Genomic DNA, 26832 nt, shown 5'->3' with positions numbered 1-26832 from the left:
AAAAATAACAGTTCAGTTATTTCCATTTTCATTGGCTTTGGTTTATATTGATATTTGTACCGTTAATCAAATTACGAACAGTATAATATTTAAACCATCATTATGAAAAAATTTTTACTACTTGCGTGCACAATGGTACTGGTAGCTACCCAAGCGCAAACCCCTTTTGAAAAAGGTATGACCAAGGCTTTTTCGCTCTGGCAATCAGGTGATATGAATGGCGCTGAACAACTGTTTGAGCGTATAGCCAAGGCAGAACCCAACGAGTGGCTGCCCAATTATTACGTGGCCCAAATTAATAGCTTAAAAAGTTGGGAAGAAAAAGACATAAACGTATTGACAGCCCAATTGGGAAAAGCTCAAGAATATATTGATGTTGCCAAAAACATCAGTCCTGATAATCCTGAAATTATGGTTATGCAGGCTCACATTTACACAAACTGGGTAGCCTATGACGGTGCTACTTATGGCATGAAGTATGGCGGTATTGTTGCCGGTATTTATGAAAAAGCATATGTATTGGCTCCTAAAAATCCGCGTGTGGTTTCCAGTAGAGCAGAATGGGGTATGGGTAGTGCCCGCTATTTTGGAACGGACATAACACCCTATTGTGAAGCCATGAAGAATGCTGTAGAACTATTTGATACCTTTGAACCTGAAACGCCATTTTCACCTAATTGGGGTAAAGAGCGTGCCCAGCAGGTAGTAGCTGAATGCCAATAATCATTTTTAGTAAAAGATCATGAATAAGCATGTCAAAAATATTTTTATCACCTTTTTCATTGGAATTGGGGTTTTTATTGTAGGAAGCATTATTGAGGACGGCTTTCAATTTGACAGTGCTAAAGATTTTGCGATAGAATTCACTTTCTATCAGATTTATGCTTTCGTTTTAGGGTATTCTAATATGTATTTTTTCACCTATCTGGGATCCTTAAACTGGAAGAAATCAGAAGGTATTAAACGCGTAGTTATTGGTATAGTCGGTTCAGTTATTATAACCTTAATAGGTTTGTTTTTATTGCGGATGCTGACATCCATGTATTATTTTGACAATACATTTGAACAGTTTATTTCGCATGAGCGACCGAGAGCCTATTATTTTGGACTGTGGATTACTTTGAGTATTGTGGTGGTATTCCACATCATCTACTTTTATAACCAGTATCAGCAGAACCGAATCAAGGAGCAACAGGTTATTGCTGGCACGGCCAGTGCTAAATTTGATGCTTTAAAAAATCAGCTAGATCCGCATTTTTTGTTTAACAGTCTGAATGTACTGACGAGCCTGATAGACGAAAACCCAGAAAATGCGCAGCGGTTTACCACCTCCTTGTCAAAGGTATATCGCTATGTATTGGAGCAGAAAAACAAGGACTTGGTAACCGTAGACGAAGAACTGGATTTTGCCCGAACTTACATGATGCTATTAAAAATGCGATTTGAAGACAGCATTGTGTTTGATATCCCAGAACGCGCTTCAAACCCTGAAAGTAAGGTTGTGCCTTTATCGTTACAGTTATTATTGGAAAATGCGGTCAAACATAATATGGTAACCACCAGTAAACCTTTACATATAAAAATTTATGAGGAAGATGGTGACCTTATAGTTCAAAATAATTTTCAACCTAAACAAATTGTCAAGAAGAGCAGTGGTGTTGGCTTGAGTAATATCATGCAGCGTTACCAACTATTGACTAACAGAAGAGTAAACATCAATCAACAAGCAAAAAGTTTTGCAGTAGCAATACCCATGCTTACAAAACAAATCACAATTATGGAATCAAATTATTCAAACAGTCAAGAGGAAGCCTATTATAAGGCCAAAAAACGTGTAGAAGAAATCAAAGGTTTTTATGGAAACATTATTTCATACATGGTAGTCATCCCGTTTTTAATATTCATTAACTATAGAACGTCATGGGAATTTCAATGGTTTTGGTTCCCAGCTTTAGGCTGGGGCATGGGTATTGTATTTCATGCTTTTGGAGTCTTTGGATATGGCAAAAACTGGGAAGAACGAAAGATTAAGGAAATTATGGAGAAAGAGAATCAACGCAAAAACTGGAACTAATGGAATCAAATTTTGACGAGCAAAAACGATTGGAGCGTGCCAAAAAGCGTGTTAAGAAAATAAAAGGGTTCTATTCGCACTTATTAGTGTATGTAGTTATAAATATCATGATAGTCATTATCAATATCAACAATTTAGAGCCAGGTGAATCGTATTTTCAGTGGAAAAACTTTATTACATTGTTTTTCTGGGGTCTGGGGTTAGCAGTGCATGGTCTTTCTGTTTTTCTTCCCAATATGATTTTAGGCAAAAACTGGGAAGAACGTAAGATAAAGGAAATTATGGAACGCGATAAAAAGCGTTGGGATTAAAAGTAAAGCACATCAATTCAAAATAAATCATAATATAAATTAATCATGGAACCAATACCAAAAGATAGAAGTGTATCATATCATAGAGCTGTAAAAAAAGCAAAACAAATTAAAGGTTTTTACGTGCATTTGTTTTTATATGTGCTAGTAAACGTAGGATGGTTTATAGTCATGGCCTTTTTTGATTTATTACACGCGTACTCACTCTACGGTTTTTGGGGCATGGGCTACGGTCACGTTTCGATGGCTGTTTTTTGGGGACTTGGTCTCTTACTCCATGGCGTGTTGGTGTTTGGTGGTAACTGGCCATTTTCGAAAAAATGGGAACAACGTAAAGTTCAGGAATTAATGGACAAGGACAGGCAATTGTGGGAATAACATGGTAATTAATTAATATAAGAAAATCAACAGCACACATGAACGTAATTATCATTGAAGACGAAAAACCATCAGCAAGGCGTTTACAACGCATGCTGGATAAATTAGGTATTCAGGCAGAAACCATGTTGCACTCGGTGGAAGAATCGATTGAATGGTTTCAAAACCACGGACATCCCGATTTAATTTTTTTAGATATCCAATTGAGTGATGGTTTATCGTTTGAAATATTTGAATCGGTTGAAGTGAAATCGGCCATTATTTTTACCACTGCCTACGATGAGTATGCTTTGCAGGCATTTAAACTCAATAGCATTGACTACCTCTTGAAGCCCATTGATGAAGATGAACTGGGAAAAGCCATTCATAAATATCAGGAAAACCAACCACAAAAGCAACGCGTTACCCTGGATTTTGATGATATTAAAAAACTATTGGTAAACCCATTGGAACGCGAATATAAAAAGCGCTTTTCAGTAAAGGTAGGGCAGCATCTAAAACTCATAAATATTGATGAAATCGAATGCTTTTACAGTGAGAACAAAGGAACCTATCTCTATACCACGGATGGACGAAACTATTTACTGGACACGACATTGGAACAATTGGAAGACGAGCTCGAACCGCAGACATTTTTTAGAATCAGTCGTAAATTTTTTGTGAATATTCATGCCATTAAGGATATGGTAAGCTATACCAATTCCCGTTTACAGATCAAGTTAAACCACTATAACGAACAGGAGGTTATTGTGGCTAGAGAGCGAGTTAAGGACTTTAAGAATTGGTTGGAAGACTAATTAAAAAAAGGGCTGTAGGCTTTTGTAAAAGCTTTATTCTTCATATTAACGGAATCCATTAAAGCACGCATAGTGATAATTAAGTCATCCTTAAGCTTCGATTTACTAGCTAAAACATCTCGATTCAAAGTATCGGTGATTATAAAAGAGGCAAACTGAATTTCTTTGTTTTCCATACCAGTTGTGGCAATATTGAAGTATTGCCCATCTTTTAGGATATCAATCTTGTTCCAAATAAGGAATTTCTTATTCTTGTTTTCATCTGAGACTACTTGGTTCCATAACCCATAATTGTCAAACATGGCTCTACTAGACAATGCAGAACTCATTTTATTGACATATTTAATTTCGGTAAATGTTATGGTGTCTTGATCTTGAATAACGGAATGTCTACCTTCATAAATCCCAATAAACTTATTAGATTTTTTACCATACTTTGAATATGCTTTAGGGGTACAACTTATTATTGCGAGTACAAAAAAAGCAAAACAATATATAATCAGTTTATTATTCATCAATTCGGTTATCATCAAAAGCCGAAGGCAACAATTTTGGAATGAACTTAATTACCAGGGGCAGTAATAAAGCACCACCAGGTAACATAAAAATGGCTAAACTAGGGATAGACTTGAAGATATCCAATAACTGATCATTGACGCGTTTTTGTTCCTCCTCACTTAAATCACGCACTGTGGACTGGGTTAGTAATTTCATCAGTTCCTTACTTTCTCGAAGTTCATTCAGCAGGCGCTTGCTGTTTCGGGAAATAAGCTTATGCACCATTTTACTGGAATTATCGTAAAAGGTTTTCACAATATTTTTCGAACTCAACAAAGCAATTTTGTCCTTATGTGTTTTATAAAATGCATTAATGGCTTCCATGGCCAATTCTATAACAGCATTGTCCAGATTCAAATCAGCCCCTAATTGGTTTAAAAACCTCTTTTCTTTATTGTCAATCACCGAGTCGCCCCAAGTGGCCATGCAGGAAATATCGACCATGTAATAGGCTTCCTCTGGAGTCTTGATGTTTTCAAGAGCTTCCTCGTATGTCAGTTTATGGGTATTCTGATAGCGCAACGATTGTTCAAACAAATCAATAAGGCTTTTGTCATAATCACTTTTAGTAATTTTGGCATTTAATGCTTTAATGACGAAGGCTTCAATGGAGGCTTCCAGATTTTGAATATAGGACTCCGAAATACTATTAGTCTTTAGAAATACCTGATAGGCCAAAATATCACTATATAAAAGCGCATTGGTTATAAAGTAATTGAAACTTTTATCAATGATATTGTCATCAATTTGGATGCGCTTGTGGATGATTTTTTCTAGAAGACCATGCGATTTTTTCTCACCCAGCAACTCGGAAAAAAAGGATGTTTTGTGTGCGTTGATTCGAGTATAAAAATCAATAACACTATCAGCAAAGTGAACCTCATTACCTGAAGTCAGGTATGTGTAATAAAAAGCTACTAGAAAATTAACCTTGCAAATTTCTTCATTAGTAAAATCATGATTCTCAACCAATTCATCAATTACCAACACATTACTGCCGTAAATAAATCCTGAAGAACGCAGGTTTTTATAAAAGGTTAAGGTGTCATAGCCTTTTAATAACTGGGAAAGGGATTCGCTTTTGAGTAGTTTTTTTATCCAGCCGTTAGCAGATGGATTCATGCCATTAATTTTATGGGGTAAAGATACTTTTTTAATTGAAAAATGAACAGATTTTTAGTGTTATCCAAAAATTTATAAAACCGCCTTTAATGTTTTTCCGTAGGTATGTGTGAGAGTCAAGAATAAATAACTAAAACCTCAAAATTATGAAAAACATGAAAATTTATGTAGGAATCGGAATTATTGCCATAGCCGGTTTCCTATTAGTAGCAGCCGATCACATTGATGCGCCTGCCGTATCAGGTGGTACAAGCGATATCACCGATTTTTACGCCTTCCAGGCTGAAGATACCGATAATGTGGTGTTTGTAGCCAACTTACAAGGCTTGTTGGCACCTGGATCAACAGATGCCGCAGCATTTGATGAAAATGTACTGATTGAATTCAACATTGATACCGATCAGGATAATGTGGAAGATATGGTCATTCAAGCGATACCTCGTGATGGTAAAATGTACTTTTTTGGACCTGCAACCCCAAGCAACACAGGGTTGAACAGTACTGTTTTAACATCGGCTACACAGTCCAGCGTGGATATTTCCACCAGAACAACACCTAATATGAGCGAAAATGCTGGTATGAAGTTTTTTGCAGGCCCACGTGATGATCCATTTTTTATGGACTTCGCTCAATACAGTGATATTATAGCAGGCAATGCTACAGGATTCAATAATCCTGGGAGTGACACCTTTGCGGGTACAAACGTACTGTCTATAGTTGTTGAGGTGCCTAAAGCTATGGTAGGAGGTTCAGGAACCGTGAATACCTGGGTAGAATCAAAGAGAAAACAATAATAACCAATAAGACAATACATTATGAAAACGATTAATATAAAATATTTATTAATGACATGCGCCATAGCAGCCTTGAGTTTTAGCTGCTCCAATGACGATGATTATACACCACCTAACAATGGAGGCGGTGGTGGTAATGGACCTGATTTTTCGGGAGTCTATGCGCAGCAAGACCAAATGGGACGCCCAGCCGTGAATACGGTATTTGTGTCCAGTGACAGTAAGAATATGTTCAACATGACGATACCATCACAACAAAATGCTGGGTTTCAAACCATGTTTCAAACCAATTTGGAAGCCTTGAGTCCTGCGTTTGCCAATCCGGGTGATATGAATGCTCTGGGACAAGATTCTGCAGCTTTCTCAACGCTTTTGGCAACTGATGTACTGAATCTATCACTAGATGGAACCACTACTTTTTACGATGGCACCAACGTGTTGACAGGAAGAGCATTGGCTGATGATGTGATTACCGTAGAACTCCTACTAATTTTTGGAGGCGAAGACTTTAGCGAAAATCCAACCTTATCCAATGATAATGTGGATGCCAACGATAAACCGTTCTTAACCTCGTTTCCTTACCTAGCAGCCCCTTGGTAAGGAGTTACAGTCAGAGCATGTGTTCTGCATGCTCTGATTTTTTTAACAAAACCCACTAAATTATGAAAACGACAAAATTATTTAAACTAGGCGTGCTTATCTGTTTGCTTTGTTTCAGTAGTTGCAACAAGCACCTAGAGCAAGTTACAGATGCTAATACTTACAATACATACCTTGAATTAGACGAGAATGATGCGCTGCAAATAGCAAAAAACGACCTCCTATTTTGGGAAAAAAAGCTAGAAAAAGAACCGAATCAGTTTCCATACCTTGCTAAATTGGCAGCGTGTCATTCTCAATTATTCAATCAGACAGGTGAGATCGCCCATCTCATTAAGGCTGAATCTTATTTAATGGATGTAAACAAGCGCACCAACTATAACCACGCTGGTTATTTGAGAACATTGGCCAGAAACTATATTTCACAGCATCGATTCAAGGAAGCATTGACCTTGTTAGAAAAGGCAGTTTCCAATGGCGAAAATATACAAGCAACTTATAAAATGTTGTTTGACGTGCAATTGGATTTGGGTAATGTAGTAGCCGCCAAAACCTATTTAGACAGGATAAAGGACTTGAGTGATTTTGATTACTTGATCAGGTTGTCTAAATGGAGCGACCATGAAGGCAATTTAGACGCCGCCATCAAGTATATGGAAAAAGCCACAGCTATTGCAGAATCTTCAAACATCAGCAATACCAAACAATGGGCCTATACCAATCTAGCCGACTTTTACGGTCATGCCGGGAACATTCAAAAATCCTATGATTATTATCTGAAAGCTTTGAAACTGAACCCTCATGATGCCTATGCCAAAAAAGGCATAGCTTGGATTGTCTTTTCCTATGAACGAGATGCTGAAGAGGCTTTACGGATATTGAACTCGGTTACGCAAAGTTATCAAACACCAGATTTATATTTGCTGAAGGCCGATATATTGGAATACCTGAACCAAAATTTGGAACAGCAAGCCATTATCGATAATTATGTGGCTATGGTTTCCAACGAGCAATATGGAACTATGTATAATGCTTATAACGTTGAACTGTATGCAGAACAAGATGCTTCGGTGAATACAGCTTTAGAGCTCGCAAAACAGGAGATTTCAAATCGACCCACACCACAATCCTATGATTTATTGGCATGGAGTTATTACCAACAAGGAAACGTTAAAAAGGCGTTAACCATTATGGAGGATTTTGTGGTTGGTTATACCTTTGAACCACTTGCCATGTACCACTTGGCAGTAATTTATAAAGCCAATGGTATGGAGGACAAAGCCAATGCATTGAAACCAGATTTAGAATCCAGTATCTATGAGTTGGGTCCTTTGCTGGAGCGAGATATCAAAAACATATAATCAACCTAAAACCTATCCATGATTTCTAATAAAAATCTATTCCAATATTTACTATTGTTCTTCCTGTGTCAAACAGTTTGGTCACAACAAACCATCAAAGGTCTTGTGTATGACGAATCAGGTCAGCCATTGGAACATGTTTACATCTATAATGCCACGTCAACCAGTCATGCGCATTCCTTGGCAAATGGGTCCTTTATTTTGGAAAACAACCAGGTAGGTGACACTCTCAATTTAGGATTGTTAGGCTATGAAAAGCAGGTTATTGTTGTTGATCAACAGTATTTTGATAGTGGTTTGGAAGTTGGATTACAGCCTAAAACTATTTTGTTGAACGAATTGGTTATTACCGAGCAGGTTAATGCACTAAATAGTATAGCCAAGGTTGACTTGGAAACCAATCCTGTGAATTCATCACAGGAGATATTACGCAAGGTACCAGGACTTATTATTGGTCAGCATGCAGGAGGTGGTAAGGCTGAACAGATTTTTCTACGCGGCTTTGATATAGACCATGGAACTGATGTCAGTTTAAGTGTGGATGGCATGCCTGTTAACATGGTTTCCCATGCACATGGTCAGGGTTATAGCGATTTACATTTTCTAATTCCTGAAACCATCAATACGATTAACTTTGGAAAGGGACCCTATTATGCCAATAAAGGTGATTTTACCACGGCAGGTTTTGTGGATTTCAGTACCAAGGATAAATTAGAAACCAGTGAAATCAGTTTGGGTTATGGTCAATTCAATTCCTTAAGAACCTTGGGTCTTTTCGATTTAATGAAAAACAACAAGCGCTCTAATGCCTATGTGGCTGTGGAGTATATTGAGTTTGATGGACCATTTGACTCACCACAGAATTTTAATCGCTTGAATCTGTTTGGTAAGTATACCACCTACTTAAAAGGAAATGACAAACTATCGATTAACGTATCGCACTTTACCAGTCGTTGGGATGCCTCGGGACAAATACCACAAAGAGCGGTAGATAGTGGCTTGATTTCGCGTTTTGGTGCCATTGATGATACCGAAGGTGGTAATACCTCCAGAAGTAATGTGAACGTGAGTTATAACGCTTTATTGAAAGATGATTTACAATTCAAATCCAATATATTCTATTCCAAATATGACTTTGAACTGTATTCCAATTTCACCTTCTTTTTAGAAGACCCTATTAATGGCGATCAGATTAAGCAGCATGAAGATCGCGATATCTTTGGATTCAACACCCAGTTTATAAAGGATACCCAGTTGGGTACTATGGATACGCAAATTTCTTCTGGTTTCGGTTTGCGTTACGATATGGTGAATGATGTGGAATTATCTCATACTCGAAATCGTAATGAGACTCTGGAATACCTGGCATTGGGTAATGTCAACGAAACCAATCTTTATGGTTTTGTAAATGTAGATTTTGAATTCGGAAAGTTTGTAGTGGCACCGGCTTTGCGTTTGGACCACTTTAAATTTATGTACAATGATGCCTTGATAACCGATTACGAAACACAATCGGAAAGCAAAACCATATTGAGCCCGAAACTGAATCTATTCTTTAATCAGAACCAAAACTTACAATGGTTTTTAAAATCAGGAATAGGCTTTCATTCCAATGATGCTAGAGTAGTAGTCCAACAAGGCGGTACTGATATTTTACCAAGGGCCTATGGTACTGATTTCGGTGCTATATGGAAACCATTCAATAAGATGGTTTTTAATGCCACAGCCTGGTATTTATTTTTGGAGCAGGAGTTTGTGTATGTGGGCGATGCTGGTATTGTGGAACCAAGCGGTAAATCGGAGCGGTATGGATTGGATTTGGGTATACGCTACCAATTTACAGATTGGCTATATTTTGATACCGATGCGACCTTAACAAATGCGCGCAGTGTGAACGAACCAGATGGTGAAGATTATATCCCATTGGCACCAGATTTCACGTTGACAGGTGGATTGGCCATTAATGATATCAAAGGTTTTTCAGCGGGAATACGCTATCGCTTTATTGATGATAGACCTGCTAACGAAGATAACTCCATTGTAGCCGAAGGCTATTTTGTAACCGATGTGAATATGAACTATGCCTTGACCAAAAACATCAATCTAGGTGTCGTTATTGAAAATCTATTTGATACCAAGTGGAACGAAACCCAGTTCGCCACAGAATCTAGATTGCAAAATGAAGTAAACCCTGTTGAAGAAATTCACTTTACACCAGGAACGCCCTTTTTTATTAAAGGCATTATTAGTTATCGGTTTTAGGAAATAGCATTAGCCTAGTGATTAATATCGCTTTAATTTTACCAGGCTATTAAAATTAGTTATTCAAAACAGAACTTATAAGGGTTATGAGTGCTTCATTCTGTTTTTGGGTACTCCTAATCAGTTCATTTTGATTGAGAATAATCATTTTAATTCCAAAAAGACCAGACAATAACTCCTTATCTGTGGCAATATCCAAGTCAGTAACAGAAGGCATTTTTGAAGGAATCCCCATCCAATTGGCTACAAATTCTTTAGTAAAAAACTTGGGGTAATATTCATCGACAATCCGTCTGTTCAAAACCATAATACGATTTTGCACGCCCGTTAAATAGTCATAGTCATAATATTCAGATAAGGCTTTTCGAAGGTCGCTATCCGTAATAAGGTCAATGTTTTCTGCCGATAGCATATTGTTGAATGCAATACGCACAGGGTCAAATATTTCATAAAAGGTAAAGTCATTGGCGTTTTTATCGAAAATACGAAAACGTTCAGCATTAGAGAGTGTATCCACAAAAATCTGAAGCATCTCATCAACCATGCGTGTTTTTTTTACGTTAAAATCCAATACCGTTTGGAGTCTCAAGGAATCTTGTTGAAGATTATTTCGTATTTCCAGTAAATAGTTCTGTTCCTTGTGTTTTGTTTGCCGTTCAATATTCCAATTATTAACCTGCAAGGCAATCAAAATACCAATGACTACCAATATAATCTCGCCAATGGCATATTTTAAATACTTGGCAGTTTTGCCTTCTGAAAGTAGGTTTTCGCGGATTTTACGAAAGATTGTTATCATTTATGTCTTTGTTTCTTCAATTAATTCAACCAATGTTTTTCGAGCTCTTTTAAGCCATTTTCTGGTCATCACATACATATATAATTTGTCGTCTATATGATTTTCAAACCATGAGTCAGAGAGTAAAGCCGCATTGCTTTTCAAAATGGTTGATGGCGTATAGTTAAATTCGTCATCAGAAACATCAACATTCCTTAAAGAGCCATGTTGTTTTAAATAGGCTATAATTTCCTCACCTGTTTGTTCCGTTCTCTGTTGAACCTCTTGCATTTCTTTTGTTTGCCTAGACCATTTGTAAAGTAAAAGTTTTAGTTGTGGGTTGTTTAGCTCTGCAATTCCTCCCGAATTGTTCAAATTGTTTAAAAGATATTCACTGGGTTTCCAGTTTGGAGATTCCAGAGCATCAGAGAGCCAAATGTTTAGTGAATCCAAAGAATAGTTGGTTGTTTCAGGAGAAAACTTACCAAATAGTTTTTCAAGAGAACCAATAACTTCATCTACTTCTAGAGCAATGGAGTCTAAATCCTTTATGTTGTCCTCAAATTCCCCTTTTAAATTAAAAAGGAGTTGTTTCTCCTGTAAATCTGCTTTACGCTCTTCGTTCCAATTATTAATCTGTAAGGCAATCAAAATACCAATGACTACCAATATTATTTCACCAACGGCATATTTTAAGTACTTTCCAGTTTTTCCTTCTGATAGCAGTGATTTGCGGATGTTTCTAAAAAATTTAATCATTATTGATGTTTTTTAGAATAACAATTAGGCTCTCAAGTTGTATTTTTGTAGCTGTTAAATCATTTAATTTACCAGCCTCATTACCAATTAAATATCGCAAATCATTTATTAAGCTTTCGTCTTGACTCAATTCTTCAACCACCGATTTAGCGAGAACATAATCAAGATCAATGGAGCAGTCATCGGGAAGTTTCGGAAGATAACTATTTCTAGTTTTCACATAGGTATCTCCACAAACTAAACGTATTTTAGATTGTATGTCATCAGGCATTTTTCCTCTTAAATTCTTTCTATAGGTGTTTTCAAGTTTCGCCACACCAGATTCAGACCAATTAATATCATAATATCGAATTAAGGCCGTTTTCAAACTGTCATTTTGGATGAGATTTATTTGACCTGAAGCAATTAACTCTTTATATGTTGATGATGCAGAGTAGGGGTCTATCCATTGGCTAGCCTGATACATATCAATCAGGTTGGCAACAGGATCAGGATTGGCATCAACAGAATTTTCAAAAACCGCGATGGCATTTTTAGCATGTTTAGTTACCTGTTTGGAATAATTAAAAGTGGCTTCAAGAATTAATCTTTCTTCTCTTACATCATCCAAAAGGCGTTCATAATATTGAAATTCTAAATTCTGGTTTAGACGGTTTTGGTTCCAGTTGTTCACCTGAAGCGCCAATAGTATACCTATCATCACCAATACTATTTCGCCTAAAGCATATTTTAAGTACTTTCCGGTTTTATCTTCTGAAAGAAGTGATTTGCGGATATGTCTAAAGAATTTTATCATAGTTTATTGATTGGTGGTTTGAGATTTGTTCAAATTCGTGATAATGTTTTCGATGCTTTCAACATTTCTTTGAAAGGAGGCAATTACTATGGTTAGTTGTGACATTCGTCCACGTAATTTATCTTGAAGATCGATGTCAGAGCGGAAACGTATTACAGCATTTTCAATTTCCTCATCAAGGTCAGGTTTTTCACAGTATTCGAGTGTAAAGACAAATCCACCGTCACCATCATTATACATTTGGCGCTGGCAATCACTGCTCCAAATATAGTGCTGTAAAGCCCAAGGCATTTTTTCACGAATCATGTCTCGGTATGGAGGGCTTCCTCCAGAGATTACTTCAACGTCGTTGGCAGTGACTTCATAATAGTTTGCAAGCCCCGTCATGGCATCTTGACTCCCAATACTATAAAGTGCACCAGCGGCTTGAACTTCTCGATAGGTTGGACCACTCACACGAAACGGCATGATTTGACCTGCTTGAAAGGCACCCAAAACAATATGCCATCCTTGGTCTGCTGTCAGCGGTTCTTGGGTCATAAGGGCAGGTAGCGTAGTTTCTGCAAAAACTAGTGCCTGCTTATAATAGTCAATGCGCCATTCTAGACTGCGTTGTGTTGATCGCAAATCTTCTATAATATCGGCCCGCCATATTTTGGCCTGAGCCATGGTCTTACGGTTTTCATTAACATTGTTTAACTGCAACGCAATCAAAATACCAATTACCACCAAGATGATTTCACCAACGGCATATTTTAGGTACTTTCCAGTTTTACCACCTGAAATTAGGTTTTGACGAATCTTCCTAAAGAATTTAATCATGAGTGATTGGTTTTCCTAAAGATATAGTTTTTAATTAATTGTTAAGGACACCATACTCATTTAACCATCGTAAAACGTCTACTTTATATTCATTCGGCAATTCATGTCCAGAGTCAAAATAGTTTACTTCTTTTTGGGTTAATGGTATGTTTTCCATAAAGTTAGTCACTTCGTCATCAGTATAAAAGAAATCTTGATTTCCCAATAACAGCATCGTCGGTGATTTTTGAAAGGCCGCATAATTTGAGGCTGTAACTGTTTTTAGTCCATTAGTAACTTCTTCAGACCAGTTAAAACCCTTCAGTTCTTTTTCTGGATGATGTAATGGAGGTACACAGGATACTATTGTCGATATACGATTATCTACAGCATTTAATATGATTGCAATGGCACCACCCATACTATAGCCTATGATGCTGAAACTAATATTATTGTCTACATAACGGTCCTGAAAATAATCCATGATAATTCGTACATCCTTTATGGTGGAGGACATGAGGACTTCAAAGTGCTCACCATCTGTTTCGTTTTTAGATAATAAAGGTGGCAAGTTTTCGGCAGGACGAAAACCAAGTTCATAACTTCGTTCGCCATGATATTTAGCATCAGGAACAATGAGGCTAAAACCTTGTGATATAAGAGAGTCTTTGATGGATTTTAAATTATCACTCCAATTTAGATAGGGTTTAGATGGATAGACCCAGTCATTTTTTGAGCCTCCCAATCCATGTAGCAAAATGATATAGTTTTTAGCTTCAGGTCTTTTGTTTTCAAAATGATAAAAAGGAACTTTCGAATCAGAACCATCTAAAACTATTTTTTCAAAAACTGTTACAGAATCAATAGGTTGTTTATGAACGATAGTTGCAGTATTGCTGGGCTTCTTGGTATAATTAAATACTTCTATATTTATCTGTGCGGATGTTTGAACAATAAAAACGATAATAAAAATAAGAAACCATAAATTTTTCATAATCCTAATTGTTGTTTCTATAAAGGTATGATAATTAGCTAATTGAAAATAATTTTAGAATAAATCATTTTTGAAGTGAATGCTTTAGTGTTGTTCAGTATTATTTTTTATTCAACTTATAAATTCATTACCTTTAAAAGCATATTATCATTTATGACAGCCTTTTTCAAATTCAGGTATCTTTTAAATTGGAAAATAATCACTGGTGTTTTGCTCATTTTCGCTACCATGCAAGTATATTCACAAGTGCCACCGCCGCCACCTTGTCTGGCTAATGGTAATAATGGGTTTGGAGGTGCTGTTGGAGAAGGTGTATTCTCATCAGCTACAGGAAATACAAACCCTATTGTTTTTGGTATGCAAGTGCATCCCGACTCGGGTAGTATGGATGATATATTGGTGTTTTATATTGATACAGGTGCACCCGGACGTAATGCAATAGATAATACAGTGGATGATAATGGTGATGTCTATAGAATTGCCATTACGAATAGTGATTCTTTTGGTTTTGGCAGCCATATTACATTTCCGCCAGGTTTTGAAGCCTCTTATGCTGTTGCTGTCGATGTAAATTTTGGTGGATTATATGCCATTCCAGCTTCAGGTACTATTAGCACAAATGATTTAGAATTCGTTTCAACCGTCAATTCTACATTAACATCACCAACACAGCTATATTATGAGTTTAGTTTTAGTTGGGAAGCTATTGGATTAACAAGTGGTGATGAATTTGAAATAGTAGGCTTGTATGTGCGAAACAACGGATTTTCCTCTGATGAAGCTTACGGAGAGGGCGTTTCTGCAGGAACTTCTGGATCAGATGATATTACATTTATTGATTCTATTACTCTTCCTGGGTGTGGTGAGACTTTAAGTAATAATAGTAATGAGGATGAGGCACTGGATTTATATTATGTAAATAACCAATTGTTTTTAAAAGGTATTAATGATTTGGTTTCAATAAGCGTGTATGATATTCATGGCAGAAATATTTACCAAAAAGAGCATGAGGTTAATGATGTAACACCAATTCACCTAGAGTTAAACAAAAACCAATTACAGTTTATTGTAGTAGAATCTTCTAAAGCAAAAAAGGTTCTAAAAGTAATACCCAATTAATCATTTTAATCTTTATCAATTACTTTTGTATTCAAAAGGTCATCACTATAAATCACGCCTTTTAAGCTCTTTAAGGAGTGCTTCGTAGTATTCAGGCTTTTTCAGGAATTTATAAATAATGAATAACGGAATAAGCGTCAAAAAGCCCCAAGTATTGGCAACCACACTATAAATGATAATACCTGCCAAGAACCCAATAAAAAGGGCATCGATTATCGGTGAAGGTTTATTCCTTTTTACGGCTTCCTGTAACTCTTCATCGGATAGTTGCGATAAATCTTTTTGGTTCATCTTAGTTGATTGTTATTTTAACTGCACTATTACCGGTAAATGATCCGATAAATATTGATTGTTAGGCATCTTATCATCAATATGCCTGTAGGCAGCAACACCCAGGTTTTTCACAAAAATATAATCAATCCGTCGTTCAGGAATGGCGTTTTCCGTAAATCCTGTAAAGGTACCTTCAGGCCCATATTTACCATTATCAATAGTTTTTGAGGCATCTACAAACCAGTCTGTCAGTGTTTTAATGGCTTGGCTGTCGGGTTCCGAATTAAAATCACCCATGAGTATCACTGGGAAATCTTCCGTGTTAAGGTCATTGATTTTTTTTAGAATGAGTTTTGAGGATTCTTCTCGAGCACGTTCCCCAATATGGTCGAAGTGGGTATTGAATATCCAGAGTTTTTGCATGGTTGTTTTATCTTGAAATAGTCCATAGGTACAAATGCGCTCCATGGAGGCATCCCAGCCAACAGAAACCGTATCTGGTGTTTCAGAAAGCCAAAAGGTGAAATCTTGTATCAGGGATAATTTATGATGATTGTAATATATGGCACTGAATTCACCTTTTGTTACACCATCATCGCGACCCACACCAATTCGGGAATAGTCCATGAGTTGCGTATCTAAATACTGTAATTGATGTAGCAAACCTTCCTGTATGCCCAGTACATCGGGTTTGTAATAGGTAATTAAATGTGATAATTCCTGTTTTCGGTTATCCCATTGGTTAATGCCGTCTCCAGGATTATCATAGCGGATATTATAGGTCATAACCTGTTGCAATTGACTGTAAACTTGGTTATGGAATACAATAATAATAATAAAATTCAGTAGTATATTTTTAATGGGATTCACGATAAGGTTATTTGATATATATGGACCTATTAGTACTTAATTGTTATTTATCAAGCCTCAAGAATCTTGCTGCGTTATTATAAAATATATCTGCTTTTTGTTCTTTGGTTAAGAACTCGGCATTATTGATAATAGTAATTGATTCTTCTAGTAGTTCTGGCCAAATGAAGGTGTCAGACCCAAACATAATGCGCTTACCAAATCCAGCTGCTATCATTTTCTTGAGATGAAATTCATAAAAATATTCACTAGGATATGCCCATTGAATACCACCTAAATCAACATATATTTGTGGGTAGTGGTACATCATTGTTATCATTTCATCAATAAATGGTTCGCCATAATGCATGACAGAAATACGAAGTCGAGGGTATTTTTTTAGAACTTCTTCTAGTAGCAAAGGATTAGAATAAGCTGCAACATAATCAGGGCTAAACATATAAGGACTTCCAGGCGCTCCAGTACCTAAATGAATGGCAACAGGAATATCCAATGCCTCTGCCATAGCATAATAGTCATCCATTCTGGGGTCATTTGGTGCTATGCCAGCGTATTGATTGGATATTTCACCAAAAACCTTGATGTTTTGCTTGTTTATGATGCTTTTTAAGCTATCTGCTGAAAGGTTATCTCGTTCTAGATTAAACTCGATACTGGGTATTATTTTATCACCGAATTTTATAGCCCATTGGCGCAAAACAGATTCAGAACCACTAACAACTGGAATCACGTTAAATTTAGTTAGTTGCTTTTGAACTCTTGAACTATAGTCCTCAAATGTTGTGGATGACCAAATGGGGTTTTTACAATTTGGATTTTTTAAAGTGTTTGTCCAAACATCAGCATATGCTTCTTTTGGATCAAAGTGCGGAACCAAATTAGACAACGGTATACATAAGCCAAGTTTGTCGGGTGGTAGGGTATTATCATTTTCGGCATGCATGTGCATATCTATAATAGGACCCGTGTAGTCTTGATTATTTTGCAATGGTTCTTCTTGACCTGGTTTTGAGTTGCAAGAAACGACAAGTAAGATGAGGCCAATAATGTTATACAATTTCATAAGTCTTTGATTTCGTTAAGATTTCAGACACTAATTTACAAATTAAATGAAGACTTCAAGTCCGGTAAACCCATTCAAAACAGGTAAATAAAGCGTTATTTTGATATACGTTGTTTTAAACAGGTATTTATTCTGTTTTAAATTCAGGAATCTTAATTTGTTCAAAACAATCTGGATTGGGTTTTTTCGTTGGATTATTAAAAAAATCATTTGCAGCTTGCATGGCGCACGGATTACTCCAATTGGTAGTAGGACCATGTTTCCAGCCTTTAAATATTAGATGGTAAGCATTGGTTAGATTATGAGTCATTGATTCAGCCCATTTAACAGGTGTTAATTCATCATAGGCGCCACTGATTAAAAGAACGGGAATATCACTGCTAATAGCTTGATTTTCGATTTCGGCCACCTTTTTAACGCCCCATATTTCGCAAATGTTCTTATCATAAGTTGCTGGTGATAGCCCTTTAGTTTCGGGGTATTTATAGGTTTGCGTTTCTATAACTTCTTGGGAATTAAAAGGATATTCTTCGGCACACCAAACCGATAGTCTCATGCCTATACCTGTGCCTGCACCAGGCTCTTGGAATAGATTGGATAGTTGCTCTTTAACCGATGTCAAGTCGTTATTTAAGAGTTTATTAATCTCAAATGGAATATTGGGAACATCACTTGTGTAGGCAGAACTAAAGACTGAAATCAAATCTTCACCTTTTAAATAAAACGTTTCGAGTGCTCTATTGTTGGGATTCTCAACTTCCACTTGCAATGGGTTTATAGTTTTTTCTTTTAAATACTCAAAAAATCGGCTTTTAATGTTTGGAAAGGCAGCGTTGCATTTGTCGTCATTTTCACAATCCGAAAGCAACATACTCACAGTTTCTAGCAGATTGCCCACGCTTTCTTCATCATAACTCACTTCTAACGGTAATGGTGAGTCCATAACCACACTTCTAATTTTATCGGGATAATCTCGCATTAAAACCTGCCCAATTTTAGTGCTGTAAGACAAAGTCAATAAATTGTACTCTGGTATCCCCAAGGTATTTATTAAGTCTTGAATGTCTTCTGCAATTTGGTTTGTGGTATAACAGTTTAAGTCAATTCCCTTTTTTCGTAATCTTTCATTGCACGCTTTAGCTGCTTGTTGAAAAAGACTGTCAGTTTTGGCAGCATCAAAACTTGGCAGATTGGATTCATAAACCGCGTTTGCCCATTCAGGACAGTCTAAACTGGGTTGTGCATATTGAGTGCCTCTTTGCTCAAATAAAATAAAATCGCGATCATCCAGGTACTTGTAATATGCCATATATTTTGATGCCAGCATGGAGGTGTAACCAGGGCCGCCAACGGTATACAAAATAGGATCAGGTTTTGGATTTTTACTGCGACTTTTAAAAATGTATATGGGTAATTTTATTGTATAGCCATCAGGTTTGTCTCTGTTTTCAAGTACTTCTAAATAGCCAAAAGTATAGGCTTGGTCTTCTGGAATCTTGTGAGTCGTTTTTTTTGACTTTTTAAAACTGGGTTTAAAACCTGTTTTATTTTGACTAAAACTATTTGTTGAGATGAGTAAGCCCATTATAAAAATGAGATACTTTATTTGAAAGTCGTGCAACATCCTATTTGCTTTTTTTAGATTGACTCATTTTGAAAGTTTTGGCAAAGTACGTGCACAATAGGTAATTATATATTCACATTTGTTAAGAAATGGACTTTTTTTTAATTCTGCTTAAACTTTGTTCAGAAACACCCAAATAAGAGGCAATGTACTTTTGAGGAACTCTTTGAAAAAGACTAGGGTTTCTTTTTATCAAGGCTTGATATTTCTCGTTAAGGTCGAGTAGTTGCAAGTAGGCCACTTTTTCTACTGTAGTTATAAAAGCTTTTTCAGCAATGATTCTGCCCAGTCTCTCAATTTGATGAGATTTATTGTACAGGTTGTTTAAATCGTTTTTTTTAAACTCATAGTAGATGGATTCTTCAAGGCTTTCAATGTATATTTGACTTGGTTTGTTGTTTAAAAAACTTGTAAAATCAGTTGCGAACCAGTTTTCAAAATAGAAATGATGTGTGTAGTCTTTACCATCGATAATCTTGTATGCCCTTAAAAGTCCTTTTGTTAGGAATAACAGTTTGTTTACGGGTTTATTTGGATAGAATAGAATTTGGTTTTTCGCTACTTTTTTTTCAGTGGCAATACTTTTTAGGAGATTATAATGGTCTTCTGAAAATGTTAAGTGCGACTCAATGGTTTTTTTCATTTGTTTTGGAGAAGATAAGGTTCAATTACCATTCAACTGTTTTTGATATTCTTCCGCATCGTATGTCCCGATTGATTTTTGGACGAGACCTTGGTCATTCATTGTCCACTCTTCAAATCCACTGAAATCAACTTTATTTCCAGTTCCATTTGGTCCAGAATGTGTTCCTTTAAAAGTCCAGTAATATCGATAAGTCCCATTTCCCATTGTCAAACTGTCCATTGTTAATTCCAAATCAGGAAATGCTTCCATATATGATTTAGCAGTTTCTGCTAATTGTTTTCTTCCTACTGCTGGTGTTCCATTATTTACGGTTAATGTTCCATCCTCGGCATAAAATGAAGCCATTTTCTCTGGTACATTACTATTCCAAGCATCAGTATATTTTTGTCCGAATTCGACCATTTTATCATATTCAGACTTATCAGATTTACATCCTGTCATTATGGTTAGGATTATTAAAAATGTTGATAAAAATGTATACTTGGTTTTCATAATATGGTTTTCGTTTAAATTGGTTACAACGGTCTCGTGTATGAGTAGTAGCGGTATTTTACTCATAAACCTTTTGTTTTTGCACTGACCTTTGTTTTATTTTTATACTTTCGTTTTGTCACATTAACCGCTATTACTTATACACATTGTTAGCTACTGGCTTTTATTAGTGTTATCCTTGGGTTTCCAAGTGAATTCAAAATATTTAAGCCTATCATCTTCAAAAATTAATTCAACAGTATTTGCTAAAATATTCGGATTCAAATTGGATTCAGTATTGATCTTTACCCAATCATACTTATAACTAAATGTTTTGGTGTTGATTCTTCTTTCATTATAAGCAACAGGAAATACTTTTTTAATATCCTTTAATTGTGTATTAGAAGATAGAATAATTTTTGGATTGATTAATTGAATGGAAGACTCCTCGAATTCAATGAAACTCAAGTAAGTAAAGTTCTGAAATTTGGCAAAGCCGATATTTGGATTATCATAATACCAACAATCAAATGATGTTTTATTGTCATCAGATTTGTTAGGATAGAATCTACAATTTTTTATTACTTCGTTAGGTTCTCCAAAATGAGAAATCAATTCTTCAGAACTTAATATTACAGAAACATTTTCGAGCTTGGTTTTACTTATTTGGAATAATTCCATTCCATTCTTTTCGGAAGCTGTTTTACAACCTAATAATACTACGGATAATAATAAAATGACTTTATTCAAACAAATATATTTTTTTAGCTTGTAGCTAACGGTTTGGCTATGATTCCGTTGCGAAGAAAATCCGTAGGATTTTCGGAGTAGGAATCGGGCCAAGTTAAATATACTGATTTTTGGTTTAGCATTTAGCGAGCAATGGATTATAGCCGTTGTTAGCATATGTTTTTAATTTAACCAAAAATATAGATAGCAGGCTATAGAAATTATCAAGGCTATTAGAATGGTTTTTGATATTTCATGTTGAGATTTTTTAGCCTTGGCAATTGCACGAAAAACCATTAGTGATGATATTACAAATAATGGTACGTAAAATATCAGATTAGTCGCAAGTCCATTAGTTTTATTTTCGTTAGTTCCAAGTCCTTTATCGAGAAAAAAGTAGAATAAAAAGAAAATCGAAATCGCAACTATAGCATAAAGAAATAATGCTCCAATTACATGAATAAGAATTGACAGGTAATTAATTTTAGCAGATAAAATTCTTTTCAACATGGTTTAATAATGTATGCTAACGGTTCTCGTGTATGGCTCGTTGCGGGAAATCTGCGAAGATTTTCCGCCGTAAAACGAAGATAGCAAATTGCAAGGAATTTTCGGTAGAAAATTCAGCCGCAATGAGCTATACACGGTGTTGGCAAACGTTTTTTTTATTCAACTATAATTTTCCTTTTGCTGAAAATACTTTCTGTTGTTCAGAACCTTTCGGCCAATTTCCATTACAAGCTTCCTCCAATGTGTAAATAGATTCCCATTTGTAACCTGTTCGATTGTTTATTGATTCCAACAGATACATTTCAACTGTTTTTTTTCGGTCAGTTTTTAGAAATTTAGCGACTACAATATCTCCGACTTTAAAAGGGCAATAAGCTTCTCCAATTAGAGAAACGTCAATTACTAATTCCGATTCAAATTCCAATTTGTTAAATTCCACTCTGCATTTAACCACAATATCTTTTCCACCACCAAAATATTCATTGTTTCCAATTACATTGGTTATTTCAGCCTTTCCACAATTCAGGTCAGATTCAGTCCATTTTTTAGATTCCGATTTTTTCTTTCCACAAGAGAAATTCAAAATCAAAGTCAGACTTAAAAGACAGATTATTAATTTTTTCAAATTCGGTTGCTGTTTTTTTAAATGTTTGCCAACGGTTTTGTGTATGGCTCGTTGCGGGAAATCCGAGAGGATTTTCCGCCGTAACCTAAAGATAGCAAATTGCAATGAATTCCGATTAGGAATTTCAGCCGTAATGAACTATAGCCGTTGTTGTGCATAGTGTTTTTTTTATTCAGCTCTTTTGTAATTCAGTCCAGTTTTAAATCCGCAAAAAGTTAAGAAAATCAGAAGTAATATTTGGGTGTAAAACAGAACACTTGATAAAATTCCAAAATTATTTTCTTTTGGTTCAATTTCTTGCTCAATTCCATCGCCTGCACTCAAAGGTGGATAAATAGTCCAACCAGAAGTTTGTTGAATAAAATTCTCCACAATTGCGCTAATTCCGTTTAGGATTATTATTAGCAGAATTGTCGAAATCATTAAAATCAGGTTTGAGGTCAGATTTTTAAAATTCCTGCGTAATGTTCGGATAAGATAAATTCCGAAAAACACCACAACTCCGAGTAAAATGATGAAATGAAAATTGGCAATCACAAAATAAGTATCGTGAACATTTATATCAAGAGTTGAGTCAGATTTCAGTCCGTCAATTCCGAAAATCAGCGTGTTTAAAATCAACACGAGAATTGTCGTTCCAATCAGCCAAAATATTTCTTTTTTTCTCAAATTTAAATTCAGATTACGGGTTTTGGGACATTATGCACAACGGTTTGGGCTATGGTTTCGTTGCGGAATGGTTCGGCAGAACTATTCCGCCGTAAACCAAAGTTAGTAAATATGCAGGAATTTCCGCGAGGAAATTCCGCCGCAATGAACTATAGCCAGTGTTGTACGCTGGCTTTTTATTCCGCTATAAATGGTTAAATTCAAATTTTAATATTCGTTCTTTCAAGTGTATTTCAGCTTCGATAGGTTCATATCCATCTTGCATATCCAAAAATTCAAATCCATAATCAGTCCGAAACCAACTTCCTCGATATTTAGTTTTTAATAATGAATCGGATACCAATTTGAAAAATTCCATATTCTCATTTCCTGCAATTTGATATCTGCCTCTTTCGCTTCTGAACCTTTTCAACTGGTCAAAGTATGGTTCCGATTCGATTTGATTTATAATTCGGTCAAGTTCCGCTTTATTCAGTTTGATATTAATATTCAGAGTATAGTCGCTTTCAAATCCATTGTTTGATTTATCTTCATCTTTAACAACTTCATAGTTTTCTCCAAGGTCAATATTCAATTCATTTTCTAGTAAAACTATTCGCTTTTCTTGATTGGAACAGGAAACTATTAAACAAGCAAGAAGTAAGAATTTAATAATGTATTTCATTGGTTTTTCAGCTTGCGTACAACGGTCAAGTATAAGAGCAGTAGCGGATTTTAAGCACTTACCTTTCAGATAGCAAGATACTTAATTAAATGCAAAAACGGTTCGAGTTTACACCCAAACCGCTATTGCTTTTATACAATGTTGTAAGCTGGCCTTTCTTCTTTTTTATGTAATTATTTCGTGTTCAGGACAGTCCACTCGGATTTCAGATTCTGTAAGCTTTGTTTTTAGTAAATTGCAATAATGTATTCCGTTTTCGGCATTGTAAAAAGAGCAAGTAAAACACATTCGTTGAATGGTAATGATACCTGATTTGTTTAAATCATAAATCAATTTCAGTAGTCCGTTAAGCATTATTGTTTTTTGTTCTTGTGTCAGTTTTTCAATGGGTTGTTCAATTAAGGAAGCAAAGAATGATGCTTTTTTAGCTATACTTTTTCCTTCATCGGTAAGTGATAGCGAATAGCTTCTTGTGTCAATTGGGTCTGTTTCTTTGGTAACTAATTCTTTGGACAGTAAAACCCTAACGCTATCGCTAATAGTAGCTTTTGTCATATTGAACTCGTCCGCTAAATAACCCACTTTGCATTTTTCTTGGGCGTGGAATTGTATGAAAATCAAAATTTGAATTTGAATAGGACTTAATGAGTTTTCTTTGCTTTCATTCCATAACAAGACTCTAAACGCTTCCGAAATTCTTTCTAAAGCCACTACTATTTTACTCTCTGTATTTTTGTTTTGTCGGTTTAAGTCAAAAGAGGATTTCATCTAATTACAGTTTTCCATTTCGTAAATAAAATATCCTTGCTGATTGATTGATTTTTCCCAATCAGGTTTTACCGTTTCTATGTGGCAAAAGCTACATTCTTTTGATGTTAAGGGTTGTCCGTCTTGTCCTTTGGTTTTTAAATAATCTCTACCATAACTGTAAATTACGGTTGTGTCTTTAATTTCTTCGGGTGCGATAATGTCAAAGTGCATCACGTTACCGTCTTTTTTTGTTACATAGGTGTCCCAAACTGCTACTTTCATTTCTGTTTTTTTGATGACAAATAAAGCCCTGTAAAGATAGGAATCCTAACTTTACAGGGCAAAAAAATATTATTTTACTTTATAGGGTAGCGACAAATCTCCACTTGCTACTGAATATACTTTGTAAACGCCAAGCATTGGTTTGTCTCCGCCACCGTGTCCACCGTCTCCGCCTGTATTTACTTGCATAAAGGCTGCAACTCCGTCATAGGAAAAATCCGTTTTGTTGTTCATTCTATAATCTGGAACAACCACTTTTATAGTATTTCCTTTTGTGATGACCTGAAAACCTGGTGAGTCCATATACATTGGCATTCCGGGATTGGTTGGTGGTAAAACCACACTCGTGTCTTTTGGGTCAAATTGTTTTACTGCCAAACCACCTTCTACACGTTTGTCTTCGGTTAAAATTACCCAATGCGGATGCCATATAATACCGTCATTCGTAAAATTTCGGTCTGTGTTTTCATCCCAAAGCGGTGTGTCGTCAAAGTCAGGATGTGAAGTAAGGGCAAGAGCCACTATGCCTTCGGTATCACCAAATCCAACATCCGTTGGTTTCAAGGAAGTTGGGAATACGTAGCCTAAAACTGGTGCGCCATTAAGTTGACCTGCTGGCGTTGGCGTTGTTTTTCCTGCTGTACCTTTTACGGTAATTTCCCAAATAGTTGCTGCAATGTCAGCCGAGTGTTTTACGCTCACACTTTTAATTTGGAAATCGTCATTGTTGTAGTTTCCGCATTTGTCGCAAGCATAGCTTTGAACTGCGAAAAGCGAAAGACCGAGAAGAAGAAATAATTGTTTCATTTTTTAGAATTTAAATGGTTAAAAATTAAGTTAGAAACCCTAATATAAATTAGGACTCCTAACTTTTAGAGAGAAATTTTTTTAGCCTTTTACGTCAGCCATAGACGCACCAAAATTGATGTGCAATACATTTCCGTTTGGCGTTAACAAAGCTGGAACAGATTTTACACCTGCTTTTTCCGCTTCTGCAATACGGTTACGGTCTTCGCCAATGTGAACGAGTTCTACATTGTCAGCACCAATTAGATTAACGATGTCGTGCTCTGCACTCACGCATACAGGACATCCTGCGTGATAGAAAATTGATTTTGCCATTTACTTAATGTTTAAAATTTTGTTTTGGCATTATTGCCGATGCAAATATAGTAAGGAATCCTAACTATACAAATTATTTTGAGAGTTTATTTAGGAATATGTAGAAAGTCATTGATAATCAGTCAGAAAATTTTTTGAAAGAAGAGATTAATTTGTCTTTCGTTCGGGGTTTTAATTGTTGCACGGACGTTCTTTTGGCTTGCTTACAACGGTCTCGGCTATGAGTAGTTGCGTGGGTTAGCATTTAACTTTGCAAGTACACACCAAGTTGGAAATTCCTGCGGAATTTCCAAAGTAGACGAGAACCAGCAATTACTTATAGCCATTGTTGTAGCCAGTTATTTATTCAGCGTATTTTTTGTATTCAACTATTTTAGCTTGTAATCTTGTGTTTAGATACTCATTTTTATTTTTTAACATCTCGTTAATCAATTTGGCTTCATTCAGGTAATTCAAGATTTTGTCTTTTCCCCAAAACTTTGGTGGTTCTTGAAGGTTAGTAATTCTATCCGCTAGTTTAACAATTCCGACTTCTTTTTCTAATTGATTAATTCGGTTTAAGCTATCTGTCATTTTCTCTTTTTTAGAAGTCAGATTATTGTTTTTGGTCAAAGCTTGAATTCCCAAAGCTACTTTTTCTCCAAATTGTTCATTTAGTTCTGTAAATTCAGTTTTGGTATCTTCTAAAGTATCGTGAAGTAGAGCTAATTGTATTGCATAATTTATATCAAAATCTTCATTTTCTTTGTGAGCTAAAATGATTTCCATTGCAACATTTGAAATATGTAACAAATAGTTCGCATCTGTTCCAGGTACTTTTTGATTTTTATGTTTTTCTCCAGCAAACTTTATAGCTTTCTGATATATTTCTTGTGTCATTTGCGTGAGTTTTCTAATTGGCTACAACGGTCTTGTATATGAAAAGTAGCGGATTTTAAACGACTACTTTTCGGTTTGGTACTGACGATAAATTTATGAAAACCGCATTAGATTAAGCACTTAAACCGCTATTTTTTATATACGTTGTTAC

General features: G+C 35.8%; 32 protein-coding genes. 10 read left to right on the top strand and 22 right to left on the bottom strand.

Going from position 1 to position 26832, the window contains the following annotated elements; genetic code table 11:
* The first annotated feature begins 102 nt into the window (after nucleotides 1-102).
* Genes C1T31_RS12735 through C1T31_RS12715 form a run of 5 tightly spaced genes read left to right on the top strand, consistent with a single transcriptional unit; the run spans nucleotide 103 to nucleotide 3560 of the window.
* The gene (locus tag C1T31_RS12735; protein ID WP_103052898.1) at nucleotides 103-723 is read left to right on the top strand and encodes a tetratricopeptide repeat protein; all 621 of its coding nucleotides are present in this window, start codon (nucleotides 103-105) and stop codon (nucleotides 721-723) included.
* Nucleotides 724-742: 19 nt separating this feature from the next.
* Nucleotides 743-2074 (top strand): 2TM domain-containing protein, encoded by a 1332-nt coding sequence (locus tag C1T31_RS12730; RefSeq protein WP_103052897.1) that lies wholly within the window; start codon nucleotides 743-745, stop codon nucleotides 2072-2074.
* A complete protein-coding gene (locus C1T31_RS12725; RefSeq protein ID WP_103052896.1) occupies nucleotides 2074-2385 on the top strand; it encodes a 2TM domain-containing protein in 312 nt (103 codons plus the stop codon). Before C1T31_RS12730 ends, C1T31_RS12725 begins: the two co-directional genes overlap by 1 nt.
* A 45-nt stretch (nucleotides 2386-2430) precedes the next feature.
* The gene (locus C1T31_RS12720) at nucleotides 2431-2763 is read left to right on the top strand and encodes a 2TM domain-containing protein (protein WP_103052895.1); all 333 of its coding nucleotides are present in this window, start codon (nucleotides 2431-2433) and stop codon (nucleotides 2761-2763) included.
* Nucleotides 2764-2801: 38 nt separating this feature from the next.
* Nucleotides 2802-3560 (top strand): LytR/AlgR family response regulator transcription factor, encoded by a 759-nt coding sequence (locus tag C1T31_RS12715; RefSeq protein WP_103052894.1) that lies wholly within the window; start codon nucleotides 2802-2804, stop codon nucleotides 3558-3560.
* Here the strand turns inward: C1T31_RS12715 and C1T31_RS12710 are convergent.
* Together C1T31_RS12710 and C1T31_RS12705 are read right to left on the bottom strand one after the other, a co-directional pair.
* Nucleotides 3557-4075, bottom strand: coding sequence for a hypothetical protein (locus tag C1T31_RS12710; RefSeq protein WP_103052893.1), 519 nt, complete (start codon nucleotides 4073-4075; stop codon nucleotides 3557-3559). The genes C1T31_RS12715 and C1T31_RS12710 overlap by 4 nt on opposite strands.
* The gene (locus C1T31_RS12705) at nucleotides 4068-5240 is read right to left on the bottom strand and encodes an LETM1-related biofilm-associated protein (RefSeq protein ID WP_103052892.1); all 1173 of its coding nucleotides are present in this window, start codon (nucleotides 5238-5240) and stop codon (nucleotides 4068-4070) included. The genes C1T31_RS12710 and C1T31_RS12705 overlap by 8 nt, the downstream gene beginning before the upstream one ends.
* Nucleotides 5241-5386: 146 nt before the next feature.
* Between C1T31_RS12705 and C1T31_RS12700 the strand changes: the two genes are divergently transcribed.
* The 4 genes from C1T31_RS12700 (at nucleotide 5387) to C1T31_RS12685 (ending at nucleotide 10257) form a co-directional block, all read left to right on the top strand.
* Nucleotides 5387-6034 (top strand): DUF4331 family protein, encoded by a 648-nt coding sequence (locus C1T31_RS12700; RefSeq protein ID WP_103052891.1) that lies wholly within the window; start codon nucleotides 5387-5389, stop codon nucleotides 6032-6034.
* A gap of 51 nt (nucleotides 6035-6085) precedes the next feature.
* Nucleotides 6086-6634, top strand: coding sequence for a DUF4331 family protein (locus C1T31_RS12695; RefSeq protein ID WP_394338510.1), 549 nt, complete (start codon nucleotides 6086-6088; stop codon nucleotides 6632-6634).
* A 62-nt stretch (nucleotides 6635-6696) separates the two neighbouring features.
* Nucleotides 6697-7995 (top strand): tetratricopeptide repeat protein, encoded by a 1299-nt coding sequence (locus C1T31_RS12690; protein ID WP_103052889.1) that lies wholly within the window; start codon nucleotides 6697-6699, stop codon nucleotides 7993-7995.
* Nucleotides 7996-8013: 18 nt separating this feature from the next.
* Nucleotides 8014-10257: a TonB-dependent receptor gene (locus C1T31_RS12685; RefSeq protein WP_103052888.1), complete on the top strand. Its 2244-nt coding sequence runs from the start codon at nucleotides 8014-8016 to the stop codon at nucleotides 10255-10257.
* A gap of 55 nt (nucleotides 10258-10312) precedes the next feature.
* On the opposite strand, the gene C1T31_RS12680 is transcribed toward C1T31_RS12685, so the two are convergent.
* The 5 genes from C1T31_RS12680 to C1T31_RS12660 are packed head-to-tail and all read right to left on the bottom strand — an operon-like array spanning nucleotide 10313 to nucleotide 14385.
* Entirely contained in the window at nucleotides 10313-11056 is a 744-nt protein-coding gene (locus C1T31_RS12680) for a DUF6090 family protein (protein ID WP_103052887.1), read from the bottom strand.
* Nucleotides 11057-11794: a DUF6090 family protein gene (locus tag C1T31_RS12675; RefSeq protein ID WP_103052886.1), complete on the bottom strand. Its 738-nt coding sequence runs from the start codon at nucleotides 11792-11794 to the stop codon at nucleotides 11057-11059.
* Nucleotides 11787-12590, bottom strand: a complete 804-nt coding sequence (locus tag C1T31_RS12670; RefSeq protein ID WP_103052885.1) for a DUF6090 family protein — start codon at nucleotides 12588-12590, stop codon at nucleotides 11787-11789. The genes C1T31_RS12675 and C1T31_RS12670 overlap by 8 nt, the downstream gene beginning before the upstream one ends.
* 3 nt (nucleotides 12591-12593) lie before the next feature.
* Nucleotides 12594-13412, bottom strand: coding sequence for a hypothetical protein (locus C1T31_RS12665; RefSeq protein ID WP_103052884.1), 819 nt, complete (start codon nucleotides 13410-13412; stop codon nucleotides 12594-12596).
* 34 nt (nucleotides 13413-13446) lie between these two features.
* Nucleotides 13447-14385: an alpha/beta hydrolase family protein gene (locus tag C1T31_RS12660; protein ID WP_103052883.1), complete on the bottom strand. Its 939-nt coding sequence runs from the start codon at nucleotides 14383-14385 to the stop codon at nucleotides 13447-13449.
* Nucleotides 14386-14538: 153 nt separating this feature from the next.
* On the opposite strand from C1T31_RS12660, the gene C1T31_RS12655 reads away from it, so the two are divergent.
* On the top strand, nucleotides 14539-15504 hold the full coding sequence (locus tag C1T31_RS12655) for a hypothetical protein (RefSeq protein ID WP_103052882.1): 966 nt from the start codon (nucleotides 14539-14541) through the stop codon (nucleotides 15502-15504).
* Nucleotides 15505-15549: 45 nt separating this feature from the next.
* On the opposite strand, the gene C1T31_RS12650 is transcribed toward C1T31_RS12655, so the two are convergent.
* The 15 genes from C1T31_RS12650 to C1T31_RS12575 all read right to left on the bottom strand — a co-directional run bounded on the left by C1T31_RS12650 (nucleotide 15550) and on the right by C1T31_RS12575 (nucleotide 26681).
* Entirely contained in the window at nucleotides 15550-15795 is a 246-nt protein-coding gene (locus C1T31_RS12650; protein ID WP_103052881.1) for a 6TM ABC transporter family protein, read from the bottom strand.
* A 12-nt stretch (nucleotides 15796-15807) separates the two neighbouring features.
* Complete coding sequence (locus C1T31_RS12645; protein WP_243398950.1) at nucleotides 15808-16647, bottom strand: endonuclease/exonuclease/phosphatase family protein; 840 nt, start codon at nucleotides 16645-16647, stop codon at nucleotides 15808-15810.
* A gap of 43 nt (nucleotides 16648-16690) precedes the next feature.
* A complete protein-coding gene (locus C1T31_RS12640; RefSeq protein WP_103052879.1) occupies nucleotides 16691-17710 on the bottom strand; it encodes an amidohydrolase family protein in 1020 nt (339 codons plus the stop codon).
* Nucleotides 17711-17837: 127 nt separating this feature from the next.
* On the bottom strand, nucleotides 17838-19334 hold the full coding sequence (locus C1T31_RS12635; protein WP_103052878.1) for an alpha/beta fold hydrolase: 1497 nt from the start codon (nucleotides 19332-19334) through the stop codon (nucleotides 17838-17840).
* A gap of 82 nt (nucleotides 19335-19416) precedes the next feature.
* Entirely contained in the window at nucleotides 19417-19977 is a 561-nt protein-coding gene (locus C1T31_RS12630; protein ID WP_103052877.1) for a Crp/Fnr family transcriptional regulator, read from the bottom strand.
* 21 nt (nucleotides 19978-19998) lie between these two features.
* The gene (locus C1T31_RS12625; RefSeq protein ID WP_243398949.1) at nucleotides 19999-20538 is read right to left on the bottom strand and encodes an ester cyclase; all 540 of its coding nucleotides are present in this window, start codon (nucleotides 20536-20538) and stop codon (nucleotides 19999-20001) included.
* Nucleotides 20539-20625: 87 nt separating this feature from the next.
* A complete protein-coding gene (locus C1T31_RS12620) occupies nucleotides 20626-21201 on the bottom strand; it encodes a hypothetical protein (RefSeq protein WP_103052876.1) in 576 nt (191 codons plus the stop codon).
* A gap of 652 nt (nucleotides 21202-21853) precedes the next feature.
* A complete protein-coding gene (locus C1T31_RS12610; RefSeq protein ID WP_123912680.1) occupies nucleotides 21854-22315 on the bottom strand; it encodes a hypothetical protein in 462 nt (153 codons plus the stop codon).
* A gap of 168 nt (nucleotides 22316-22483) precedes the next feature.
* Nucleotides 22484-22984 carry a hypothetical protein gene (locus C1T31_RS12605; RefSeq protein ID WP_103052873.1) on the bottom strand — a complete coding sequence of 167 codons (501 nt, stop codon included), beginning with the start codon at nucleotides 22982-22984 and terminating at the stop codon, nucleotides 22484-22486.
* Between the two features lie 184 nt (nucleotides 22985-23168).
* A complete protein-coding gene (locus C1T31_RS12600; protein ID WP_103052872.1) occupies nucleotides 23169-23648 on the bottom strand; it encodes a hypothetical protein in 480 nt (159 codons plus the stop codon).
* A gap of 165 nt (nucleotides 23649-23813) precedes the next feature.
* Nucleotides 23814-24416: a MarR family winged helix-turn-helix transcriptional regulator gene (locus tag C1T31_RS12595; protein ID WP_103052871.1), complete on the bottom strand. Its 603-nt coding sequence runs from the start codon at nucleotides 24414-24416 to the stop codon at nucleotides 23814-23816.
* Nucleotides 24417-24680: a DUF2024 family protein gene (locus C1T31_RS12590; RefSeq protein ID WP_103052870.1), complete on the bottom strand. Its 264-nt coding sequence runs from the start codon at nucleotides 24678-24680 to the stop codon at nucleotides 24417-24419.
* A 69-nt stretch (nucleotides 24681-24749) separates the two neighbouring features.
* Nucleotides 24750-25487: a hypothetical protein gene (locus C1T31_RS12585; protein ID WP_103052869.1), complete on the bottom strand. Its 738-nt coding sequence runs from the start codon at nucleotides 25485-25487 to the stop codon at nucleotides 24750-24752.
* An 81-nt stretch (nucleotides 25488-25568) separates the two neighbouring features.
* Nucleotides 25569-25802: a thioredoxin family protein gene (locus C1T31_RS12580; protein ID WP_103052868.1), complete on the bottom strand. Its 234-nt coding sequence runs from the start codon at nucleotides 25800-25802 to the stop codon at nucleotides 25569-25571.
* Between the two features lie 342 nt (nucleotides 25803-26144).
* Nucleotides 26145-26681, bottom strand: coding sequence for an HD domain-containing protein (locus C1T31_RS12575; RefSeq protein WP_103052867.1), 537 nt, complete (start codon nucleotides 26679-26681; stop codon nucleotides 26145-26147).
* Nucleotides 26682-26832: the final 151 nt, after the last annotated feature.

Origin of the sequence: Hanstruepera neustonica, assembly GCF_002895005.1 — a bacterium.
Classification (GTDB): Bacteria; Bacteroidota; Bacteroidia; order Flavobacteriales; family Flavobacteriaceae; genus Hanstruepera; species Hanstruepera neustonica.
Note: the sequence above shows the minus strand (reverse complement) of the source record. Positions and strands in the feature narration are given on the sequence as shown.